At 41.3% G+C, this 11,669-nt stretch carries 8 protein-coding genes; 5 read left to right on the plus strand and 3 right to left on the minus strand.

The window, feature by feature from the left end; all coding sequences use genetic code 11:
* Window positions 1–49: 49 nt before the first annotated feature.
* Genes AMD27_RS04900 through AMD27_RS04910 form a run of 3 tightly spaced genes read left to right on the plus strand, consistent with a single transcriptional unit; the run spans window position 50 to window position 2,129 of the window.
* Entirely contained in the window at window positions 50–478 is a 429-nt protein-coding gene (locus AMD27_RS04900; RefSeq protein ID WP_067657122.1) for a YraN family protein, read from the plus strand.
* Window positions 479–538: 60 nt separating this feature from the next.
* Window positions 539–1,258: a BON domain-containing protein gene (locus AMD27_RS04905; protein WP_067657125.1), complete on the plus strand. Its 720-nt coding sequence runs from the start codon at window positions 539–541 to the stop codon at window positions 1,256–1,258.
* Entirely contained in the window at window positions 1,239–2,129 is an 891-nt protein-coding gene (locus AMD27_RS04910; RefSeq protein ID WP_067657128.1) for an alpha/beta hydrolase, read from the plus strand. Before AMD27_RS04905 ends, AMD27_RS04910 begins: the two co-directional genes overlap by 20 nt.
* Before the next feature lie 49 nt (window positions 2,130–2,178).
* Here AMD27_RS04910 and nudC read toward each other — a convergent pair whose 3' ends face one another.
* From nudC to dnaQ, 3 genes are all read right to left on the minus strand, one after another.
* Complete coding sequence (nudC, locus tag AMD27_RS04915) at window positions 2,179–2,934, minus strand: NAD(+) diphosphatase (protein WP_067657131.1); 756 nt, start codon at window positions 2,932–2,934, stop codon at window positions 2,179–2,181.
* Entirely contained in the window at window positions 2,934–4,577 is a 1,644-nt protein-coding gene (locus tag AMD27_RS04920) for a chemotaxis protein (RefSeq protein ID WP_067657134.1), read from the minus strand. The genes nudC and AMD27_RS04920 overlap by 1 nt, the downstream gene beginning before the upstream one ends.
* A 128-nt stretch (window positions 4,578–4,705) precedes the next feature.
* Window positions 4,706–6,223: a DNA polymerase III subunit epsilon gene (gene dnaQ / locus AMD27_RS04925; protein WP_067657137.1), complete on the minus strand. Its 1,518-nt coding sequence runs from the start codon at window positions 6,221–6,223 to the stop codon at window positions 4,706–4,708.
* Between the two features lie 216 nt (window positions 6,224–6,439).
* Here dnaQ and AMD27_RS04930 point away from each other — a divergent pair, with 216 nt between their 5' ends.
* Both AMD27_RS04930 and AMD27_RS04935 read left to right on the plus strand, forming a co-directional pair.
* Window positions 6,440–9,754 carry a LysM peptidoglycan-binding domain-containing protein gene (locus AMD27_RS04930; RefSeq protein ID WP_067657140.1) on the plus strand — a complete coding sequence of 1,105 codons (3,315 nt, stop codon included), beginning with the start codon at window positions 6,440–6,442 and terminating at the stop codon, window positions 9,752–9,754.
* A gap of 33 nt (window positions 9,755–9,787) precedes the next feature.
* On the plus strand, window positions 9,788–11,626 hold the full coding sequence (locus AMD27_RS04935; protein WP_067657143.1) for an extracellular solute-binding protein: 1,839 nt from the start codon (window positions 9,788–9,790) through the stop codon (window positions 11,624–11,626).
* Window positions 11,627–11,669 lie beyond the last annotated feature (43 nt).

Consider the following 11,669-nt stretch of genomic DNA (forward strand, 5'->3'; position numbering starts at 1 on the left):
CTCGACCAAGCAATCATCAGCCATTAACCATCAACAGTGAGAGCAACGGATGCCAGCACAATCACACACTCAGGCTTTGGGTCAATGGGCTGAAGAGCAAGCCTGCCAAATGATTCAGGCGGCTGGGTTTACTGTGGTGGCCCAAAACTTTCATTCACGTTTTGGTGAAATTGATGTGATTGCGGTACAAGCGCAAGAGATTATTTTTGTCGAAGTCAAAGCCCGTTCAGCAACCGAGTGGGGACAAGCGTTTGAGGTGGTGACGCCACGTAAACAATTGAAAATCTATAAAACTGCCCTGCAATATATACAAGATCACGTAGACTTTGAAAGTTTCTATTATCGTTTTGATGTAATTTGTTTTGATTTTCAACAAGAAATTGCAAAAAATCTACAGCATAATTTTTCCAATATGCAGTATGATCAGCAGTGGATTGAAAATGCATTTACAATAGATGCAGACTTGATTAATCTGTAAAGATTCTTCCTAAGCCTTTTAAAAGTAAAGAATATTGAGTTTCATGAGGAGACTTACTGCGTGTTGAGCCGTATTGTAATAACGATGATGTGTGTCGCAAGCCTGTCGGGCTGTGCAAGTTTTATTTCCAGTGGAACGGGTGCAGAACCTGTTGGAGTTTCCAGTGGTGTACGCTCACTCGGTCAAGTATTTATTGACTCTTCCATTGAACGCACAGCAAAAATTAACTTATATAAATTGGATGCGCGTTTTAAACAGTCTCGTGTCAACGTCAATAGTTTTCACAGTAATGTTTTGCTGACCGGGCAAGTCCCTGACGCGCACTTAAAACAGTTGGCTGAAGACAATGTGCGTGCGATGAGTGATGTGAAAACCATTCATAACTACATCACGATCGGTCCACAAATTGGTTATGGCGCAATTATGCAAGACGCAACCACGACTGCCAACACGCGCGGTTTAATTATGAAAGCGCCGGTGGTGTCTGACAGTAAACTGCTGGTGCATACGGAAGATGGCGTATTGTATGTCATGGGGCGTTTAAACAATGCCGAAGAAAATGACTTAAATGATGTGCTCCAAAAAGTGGGCAATGTCACCAAAATTGTGACCTTAATCGATAACGTGGAACAGCAAAATACCCAGCTTGGTGTTCAGCCGTCTTCATTTAGCAGCCCAATGGTGGGTAATGGAAATGCGAATGGTAACCTTCCTACTGATGAAACTCCTGTAGCCATTGATACGGATAATCCAGAGCCAAATGCCACAATTCAGCAATAAAATGCAAGGTGCACGACAGCATCTAAGCAACAGATTTACACGATTACAAAGTCAATTGAAAGTCTTTAGACCTTATAACCTCGGTGGGTATGCGATTAATGGTTTAACCCCCAAAAAAGGCTATAGTGTGCAGAAGAATCTCGCCTACGGGATCAAACCGCGCCAACGTTTAGATCTGTATGTCTCCAATCAAGAAGGCACTAAGGGTTTGATCTTATTTGTACATGGCGGTGCTTGGAGTCGTGGTGACAAAGATACCTATGTGTTTGTCGGTGAAGCCTTTAGCCGCTATGGTTATGATGTGGCTGTACTGAATTATCATTTGGCACCTGAGTTTATCTTTCCGCGCTATGTCGATGACTTGGCTGAAGCACTGGATTTCTTGGAACAACACCAAGCAAAACTGGGTATCTCTACAGATAAAATTGCACTTATGGGGCATTCAGCAGGGGCATTTAATATCGCTTCTCTGATTTATCATCCAAGTGTGTACCAGTTAAAGCTGAAACAAAATATTAGAACAATAATAGGGATTTCTGGTCCTTATCACTTTGATTATAAAGATGATCCTTTGGCACAACATGCATTTGATCAATTGATTCCCTATGATCAGGTCATGCCTTATTATTTTGTTGAAAAAAATCATATCCAGCATTATTTACTGATTGCTGAAAATGACCAAATTGTAAAACACAGCAATAGCTTAGATTTATGCGCGCAGTTGCATTCGCAGGGCAATCATTGTGAAGTGATCAATATTCCAAACACTGGACATATTACGATTATGGGCAGTGTATCGAGCTTATTTAGTCGTTTTTATGAAACACGCCAACAGATTTTAAATGCTTTAGAGCGCTCAATGCAGGATTAGAAATATTTGTTTACGACAACAAATATCCTGCAAGACTGTCAATCAATTCTTAATCTGGCATAGGTGTGTTGTGAATCACATGTTGAATCATGGCATGCGCAATACTGCCTGCAAAAGGAATTTCAGGCAGCGCATCAAATTTAAAGAATTGGGCATCGCTGATTTCATCCTGTTGAAGCACAATATCACCTGAAGCGTACTCGGCTTTAAAGGCGATCATCAGATTGCTCGGGAAGGGCCACGGTTGACTGGCCAAATATTGAATATTGGTCAGATTTAAACCAATTTCTTCCATGGTCTCGCGCTCAACTGCTTGTTCCAGCGTTTCACCCACTTCGACAAAACCTGCAATCAGACCGTACATTTTAGATTGATTCTTTGCATTCTTGGCGAGTAGGATCTCATCCTTGCCACGTGTAATTATGGTGATGACGCAAGGCTGAACACGTGGGTATTGATGATAATTACATGCTGGACAAATCATCGCATATTGGGATGCATGTGCCTCTGTTTCTGTACCGCAGTGACTGCAGAACTTATGATTACGGCGCCATTCTAAGAGCTGAACCGCGCGACTGGCTTGTTCAAACTGAACCCGTGACCACTGAGAAATCAGCTGTCGAATAGGTACCAGTTGATAACCCTCTGGAATGGCTTCTTCGATATGTAGATCACGAGCTATCACTTGATCGCTTGAATAAAAACTTATATCACTGTTTAACTTTTCAACTTGCGGAAGTTGAAAGTGTTCATCGACCAAAAGTTGCTGTTGTTTGAAAATATAAGCCAGTGATAGTTCAGTCATTATGCAATCGCTTTAAGGTCTTGGCTGCTGTTGAGTGCGATATCAAACATCGATTTTAAAATTGGCTGTTTGTTTTGTAAATTTTCAATCAGCATTTCTGCGCTGGCTAAAACATCCAGTAATTTTTCAACCTGTTGTTTGTTTAGGCGGCGCTCTTTACTGATCTCAACATTTAAGAAAGCCTGACTATTCAGGAGTGCCACTTGACCGTCTTTGGCATTTAAGAACAACAGCGCGCCACTGATTTCTTTTAATTGTGCCGGTAAGCCTTCTAAACTGGTCGCTTGAGGGTCTTGCAAATACTCAACTAAAGTTTGACTGCTCAGCTCAACCAATGCTTTGGTTTCACTCAGTAATACTTCATGTGCTTCATCTAAACGATCAAGCGAAATTTGCATATTGTTGACGCGCAGTTGTAGGCGACTGGATGTAAAATTCCGTTCCAAAATCCCAATTGAGTTCATGGCAGACAAAATACTGTTCATCAGTTGCTGTGCAAACTGCGGGTTATTTTGCATATTGTCTTGAGATAAATTTTCCGCTTGTAATTTTAACTCAACATAAGCTTCATTCAGGTTCATCACTTTGAAGACATTGGCCAAATTAAATAATTTGTCTTTAAGTTCAGCGGTTTTTTCCAGGGACATATTTTTGTAGTTGAACTCAATATCATTACGAATTTGAGTCATTTCCTCAGTAATGAGCTTGCTCACTGCATGTACAGTTTCAAAATCAGGTCCGAACAAATGACGACTGAAAATTTGCAATTGAGTATCGGTCAAGATGTCTTCACCGATATTGAGTTGTTCACGAATATGCTGTGAAATCGCATCCTCTTGACTGATACATACGCCTAAAACATTGGCAAGATCAATCATGGGTGCGCTGAAGCTCTCGAGTGCTTCAAAGAACTGTGCAATATTCGATTCAACGCCAATCAATGTTCTCAGGCGAGTATCACTCAGCGCCAAACGTTCAATTTGATTAAATGCGACGTGCACCAAACTCCAATATTGCTGGCTTGGGGTATTTTGTGCAAGGTTAGACATATAGGTGCCAACCAGTTTGATCCCTTGCAAATCAAGCACTGTTTCATTCTGATTGAGTAATTTATTGAGGCAAATTTTATACAGCTTATGTATATAAATCGATTTTTCAAGTTCAGGCGCGGCAGGAATGTTGAACGTTGGTTCGATACATTCAAGCGAAGATACAATGGCTTGACCTTCTTGAGTCAACGGTTTGCCCAGTGCAATTTCAAGATTATTTAAGGTGTCTAATAAAAACTGTGGCACACGCACTTCACGTAAGCAAATAAATTCAATATAGCGTTTAAGCATGGTCGTGCCTTCACTTAAAGCGACGACATCTTGAGTGACAATATGCTCAGGATTTTGCATGATTTTGCGCATGATATCTGCACAGTATTGAATCAGTTGAGATAACTGTGGCATATCAATGAGTAACAACACTTGGGCGCATTGTTCAAATTGAATTAAAGTATCATCTATGCCAAACGGTAAACTCTGGTCTTCAACTAAGCTACTGACTGCTGTTTCTACTTGTTGTATTGAGTTATCAACTTCTTTTTTTATGATTAAAAGTGCCGTAGGGTCGAAATGAATTGAGGTTTGGTAAGACATTGATCTGCACCTTTCCTAGGTCTATAAATGTTCCGATCTAGCCCCTCAAAGAGAGGCTCATTTTTTGTATAATTCAATATAACTGAACTGATCTGTCTTTACAAAAAATATCAAAATGAAACAGCGATTTATTTTGCAAAAAGACAAGGCTCACCTTTTTTTTCTTGATATTGTTTGACCCAGTTCTCATGTTGTTCAAGCTCTTCTTGGGATGCCCAAATAACGGGCAAATCAATCTCGATTTTTTGACGCGTAGATCGGTTTTCATTTTGATGAGAGGACAAGGCATCCATGTCAAATGAAACTTGACCACCGGTCATGAATAGATAGACGTCTGCTAAAATTTCGGCATCGAGTAAAGCACCATGGAAGGTACGATCGCGCTGAGGTACTTCATAACGTCGAACCAATGCATCGAGTGAGTTTTTCTGACCCGGATGTTTGGCTTTGGCCATAGCGAGGGTATCAGTGACTGTACAGACGTCAGAGAGTGCTTTATAGCCTGCACGTTTAAACTCCATGTCTAAGAAGTTCATATCAAAGCTGGCGTTATGCGCAATGATTTCCGCACCTTTTAGATAATCAAAAAGCACATCTGCAATTTCAGCATAGACCGGTTTATCTTTTAGGAAGTCATCTGAAATACCATGCACATTTTCAGAATCACCGACTGGTTTTTTCGGGTTGATATAAATATGAATGGAGCTTCCCGTCAGTTTACGGTTGATCATTTCCAGCGCACCCACTTCAATGATGCGGTCACTGTCTTGATAATAAAAACCTGTGGTTTCTGTATCTAAAATCAGTTGACGCGGACCTTGCAGTTTTAATTTTGCGGGTGTAATGACAATGTGTGGGTGCTGATTAACGAGATGATCCGCACTCTGCTCAAGCTGATTTTCAGTAGAATGCTCTGACGCTGAATTCTCTGACGCTAAATGGTCTTGATCAATAACAACCTCATTCGTCATTTGAACTTCATTATTCATTGAATTTGTTATAACGGCTTCAGTCGCTAATGATGCATTGTTGATTGCGGATTCAACTGAAGTATCTGGCTCGCTATTTTCTACTTCTACTTCAATGCCCAGCTCTTCAGTCTCCTCCATCAGATCAAAACCGAAAGGGTCGTCGAGTAGCCAGTCTTTATCTACTTTTTTTTTAGCATCTTGTGTGATTTTTGCTGTAGCAGCAGCTTGAATGTGAGTTTCACCAGTTTTAAGACGTTCAGCAGTTTGATCTGCGCCTAAATTGGCAAGGTGATCTGCCATTTCATTGCCCGGATGTCCAGAATGACCTTTAATCCAATTCCATTCAATTTCACGGTTTTGACAGGTGGCATCGAGCTTTTTCCAAAGATCAGGGTTTTTAACGTCTTTCCAGTTTTTCTTTTTCCAGCCTTGAATCCACTCGGTAATACCGCGTTTCACATAAATAGAATCAGTCCAAATGACAATTTTGGCATCGATGGGGCAAAAGGCGATCCCTTCAATGGCTGCACTCAACTCCATTCGATTATTGGTGGTGTTGGGTTCTCCACCAAATAACTTATGCTCGCCATTTTCTGTAATGACATATGCACCCCAACCGCCTAAACCCGGGTTTCCACGGCATGCACCATCTACATAAAGCGTAATTTGCGACATAGTTTGAACCAATAAAATTTAAATTAAAGTTGAACAACAAGTTCTAAGAATTTATTGTATACGCAAATCGGTAATATCAGTGCTATAACTCGATTTTTTTTAATTTCTTGTAACATTTATATGCAAATACTACTCATTTAGAGGCTTGTCTCGATGGGACTCTCCTCTAGAATGTCTTTTATAAAATAAATCTATTATACGTTGTTCGGAATTTGTATGTTTAAACCAACCACAGCAGTGTGGCAGCCATCTGCATCTTTTTTATTTAAATTATCTGTAATCACTTCTGCTGTGGCGGGAATCGGTTTGACTACGGGGTGTACCTCTACGCCGTCTTCAGCCAAAACCCAAAATTCTAAGCAACTGGGTATGCTCGATGCCAACAGTTTAGATTCTTTGGAAGATTTGCTTTCTGCAACAGATATGCGCGCAGTTGAAGGGGATCGTCTGCTTATTTTAAAGCATGGTGATGTCTGGAAGCGGATGACGGTTGGTTTTAAAATGGATGAAACCAAGTGGGATCCGCGTATTGAAGCACAGCGCAGTTGGTTCATTACTCGTCAGCCATATTTGGATCGTTTAAGTGCGCGTGCATCGCGTTATTTGTATCATACGGTAAAAGAAGCTGAACGCCGTGGCATGCCAACGGAAATTGCACTGCTGCCTGTCATTGAAAGCTCATACGATCCAGCAGCGACTAGTACCGCAGCTGCGGCAGGGATGTGGCAGTTTATTCCAAGCACGGGTAAAATTTATGGTTTAAGACAAACCAGTCTTTATGACGGGCGCCGTGATGTGGTCGAGTCGACGCGTGCAGCCTATGAGTTCTTGGGCAGTTTATATAATCAGTTTGGTTCGTGGGAGCTGGCACTTGCAGCATATAATGCGGGGCCAGGACGTATTCAACAGGCGATTAACCGTAACAAAGCGGCGGGTTTGCCGACTGATTATTGGTCTTTGAAACTTCCACAAGAAACCATGAATTATGTGCCCCGGTTCTTGGCTGTTGCACAAATTATTAAATCTCCGCAAAAATATGGGGTCAATTTACCGCCAATTGCCAACCGTCCGCATTTTAGAGAAATTTCTGTACCGGTAGGTGCGTCTTTAAATCAAATTGCCTCGATTACAGGTTTGAGTCGTGCTGAGCTTTATCAGTTGAATCCTGGGCATCGAGGTGAAGTGGTCGATGCACAAAGCCCATTACGTATTTTGATTCCTGCGGATTTAAATCCAACCGTAGATGCAAAAATTAAAGCCTTAAAACCGAGCTCTAGTAGCTATTGGGCAGGTGGTACAACGTCTTCAGGTTCGTCAAGTAATACATCAAGTCCTTTAACCAGTTCAACTACACCAAGTTATACCGCGCCAAGGGTACTTACCACTACGCCTCCCGCGTTAAATAACTCAAAAAATACAACGACTACAGTTAAACCAAGTACTGCAGCACTTCAAGCAGCGGTCACACAGCCAAATACAACATCAAGTACGACAAATAAAGGCAGAACTCCCGTCGGTTCAAATGCATTAGCCGCATTTGCTTCTTCTGCTGCTGTACCAAGCGCACCGCGTATTCCTGTCGCAGTAACGCCTGCTGTCAATGTGAAGCCTATAACCACAGAGCCTAAACTTACTGAGCAAGAGCGTGCCCAAGTTTTAGCCAGTTTGACTCCAGAAGAGACGCTAACCGCGCAAAAATCACTAAATAGTGTGACTGAGCCGGAAGCGACTCAAGCTGAAAAAGAAGAGGTGGTCAGAGAAATTACTGCTCTAGCACCACAAGGCACAGAAATCGTCGATCCGCTCGATGGTAAAATCAAACTGACTGCTATTCAAACCAGTCAGTCGGTAGCATCGCAAAAAGGTCAAGAGGTTAAAGTTGGCTTTGCTTATCCAAAGTCGGTTGCAGATAACACTTCAGTATCATCAGATGAAGCGCAGCGTAACAAAGATAAATCATTTTCTAAGACAGAAAGTGAAGTGGTGGTTGTGCCACCGAAAGGTAAACGTAGTACTTATCTGATATTACCCGGCGACACACTGGCTGTAATTGCCATCAAAAATGGCTTGAACTGGCGTGATATCGCGAAGTGGAATCAGGTTGATCCAAACTCAACGCTTTTTGTGGGCACAAGCTTATATTTGTATGATGCAAAACCTGTTGCAGATAAAAAGATTGAAAACAAACAGCCTGATCTAAAGCAGACTACTTATCTGGTCAAGCCGAATGACAGTTTAAGCGGTGTCGCGGATCAGTTTAATCTCTCGATTCAACAACTGGCAGAGATGAATAATTTAAGCACCAACAGTAATTTGTTTGTCGGTCAAAAGTTATCTTTGATTGACACAGGTGCTAAAAATTCTGAGAAAAAAGCAGAAACCAAGACAACCGCTAAAATTAAAACCAAAGTGTATACTGTGAAACGTGGTGAGTATTTGAAGCTCATTGCAGATCGTTATGCGCTGTCCAATCAAGAATTGGCAGCTTTAACGCCCGAACTAAAATCGGACAGTTTTTTAATGGTGGGGCAAAGAATCAATGTTCCATTTGCAGAAATAAATACCAAGGTTGATGACTCTCCTCAAACACTCAAAGCTGCCGCAAGCATCAGCAAAGCAAAGAGTGACATTAAAACCGAAAGCTATAAAGTCGAACGTGGTGATACGCTATATAGCATCGCAATGAAGTCTAAAATGACCTTGAGCGAACTGGCTGAACTGAATGCATTGTCAGTCAATAAAGGTTTAATCATGGGGCAGAGTATTCAAATTCCGGCTGGCGTAACTACACCGAGTATTTATACCGTACAGTCTGGTGATAGCTTGAATGCCGTGGCAGGAAAATACAATTTGTCGGTGAATGAAATCGCAAGTTTGAATGGTTTAAGTACCTCTGCAGGTTTGTTTGTGGGTCAGAAGCTCAAGCTTTCAGGTGAATCTGAAGTAAAAGCATCGAACCCCGTCAAATATTCAGTTAAAGATTCGGTTAAAGATACAGCGCAAACCGCTAACTCAGTGTCAGACATTCATGTGGTGGCGTCAGGCGAAACGCTTGCCAGTGTTGCACGCAAATACAAATTGCAATTGAGTTATCTTGCAGAGCTGAATGATTTGTCGCGTACCGCAGGTATACGTGTAGGACAACGCTTAAAAATTGATGGTGAACTTAGCAAAGATAGAGTAAAAGACACTTCGAGCTCGACTTCATCTGTGAAAAGTATCGGTACTAAAAATACAGAAGCTTACACGGTTAAAGCGGGAGATTCTTTAAATGTGATTGCATCTCGTTTGGGTTTAAGTGTGAAAGAACTGGCAGATTTAAATGATCTCACGCCACGTTCAGGCTTACAGCGCGGTCAAACGATTCGCGTGCCAAAAACCATTAGTGAGTACCGTGTCAAAAGTGGTGACTCTCTGATTCGTTTAGCCAGTCGTTATGGGATAGACAGCAACCAATTGGCAGATATGAATGATCTAAAACCGAATGCGCCATTGAAAATAGGTGATACGATCAAAGTTCCAAATCTGTAGTTTGCATAAGCAACAAAGGAATAGGCATAAGAGATGCAGGATCAATTTGCGTATGCAAAATCATGTGGTTTTGTGCTGGGGATGTGGATGATGAGTGGTGGGGTTTTAGCCAAAGTTGAAACCACGCCGTATATTGCGATTCATACCACACCCAAATATGCCTATGCCAAATCTATGCCCTATGCCAATGTCCAAGCTCCCAAAGGTGGCATGATTAGTTCTGCTGGAAATGGCACCTTTGACAATCTCAATAGTATGAATGGTAAAGGCAGTGCTGTTGAAGGCTCAAATTATCTGTTTGATACCTTAATGGACAGTTCATTGGATGAACCCAGTGTCATGTATCCTTTACTGGCTGAAAAAGTCAGCTTTGATCCTAATCAGACCCGTTATGTTATTTTTCATCTCAACCCAAAAGCCAAATTTAGTAATGGCACGCCGCTTACAGCGCATGATGTCAAATTCACCTTTGACACCTATCTGAGCAAAAGTAATCCTGGGTTACAGATGTATTTGTCAGATTTAGACAAAATAGAAGTGCTGTCTAAGTTTGATGTCAAAATGAGTTTTAAGTCAGACAACAATGCCGAAATGCCTTTGATTTTGGCGCAGATGCCGATTTACTCTAAGGCAGATTGGCACAATAAAGATTTTACAAAAGTGACCATGCAACCGATCTTGGGCTCAGGACCGTATGTCATTGATCAGATTGATGCAGGGCGCAGTATTCGTTACAAGCGAAATCCACATTATTGGGGCAAAGATTTAGCCGTGAACCGTGGACGCTATAATTTCAACACCATCAAATATGTATATTATCGAAATTTAGATATAGCTTTTGAAGGCTTTAAGTCAGGCCAGTACACCTTGCATCAAGAAAATAAAGCTAGAACATGGGTCACTGAATATGACTTTCCTGCGATCAAAGCTGACATGGTTAAAAAATATATTTCTAAAACTGAAAACCCAGCACCCACGCAAAGTTTTGTTTTTAATACACGTAGAGCACCGTTTAATAATATTCATTTTCGGCAAGCATTGACCTATGCTTATGATTTTGAATGGTTAAATAAAGCTTTATTTTATGGACAGCGTCAAAGACTGCAAAGCCATTTTCAATTCAGTGAACTCGAAGCTAAAGGTCCACCCAGTGTGGCGGAGCTAGCAATATTAAAATCGTATTTACCCAAGTTAAATCAGACCCAGCGCCAAGGGGTGCTTGCGAACTGGCGCTATCCAAAATCTGATGCCAGTGGATTTAACCGTCAAAGCTTATTGTCTGCACGTGCTATTTTATTAAGAGCAGGTTTTAAATATCAAAATGGTGTATTGGTCGATCACAAAAACAAACCCATTAAGATTGAATTTCTGATTCATCAAGATGGTTTGCAGCGCACATTAATGCCTTATATTCGAAACTTAAAAAAACTGGGTATTACGGTTAATATTCGTCAGGTCGATGTACCGCAATATATGGAGCGTATGCGCCGTTCGGACTTTGATATGACCACATTAGTAATGCCACAGTCTTTAACCCCAGGCAATGAACAGGCGCAAATGTGGAGTAGTCAGGCCGCAGATGAAGTGGGTAATTATAATTTTTCTGGGATTAAAGATCCTGTCATAGATGATGCCATTCAAAAGCTGATTCGAGCAACGAATCGTGAGCAGCTGATCATCAGAACCAAGGTTTTGGATCGCTTGCTTCGCGCGGGATATTATCAAATTCTGACCTATGGCAATGATCAAGATTGGTTTGCGTATTGGAATATGTATCAACAACCTGCTCTTAAGCCTAGACTTTCGTTAGGATTAGATTATTGGTGGGTCAATCCACAACAAGCTCAAAAAGTTGCACAGTATTTAAAATAATCTGTACTTAAGATAAAGATAACGTCAGACAAAAATAAATCTA

The sequence above is a fragment of the Acinetobacter sp. TGL-Y2 genome (assembly GCF_001612555.1).
GTDB lineage: Bacteria > Pseudomonadota > Gammaproteobacteria > Pseudomonadales > Moraxellaceae > Acinetobacter.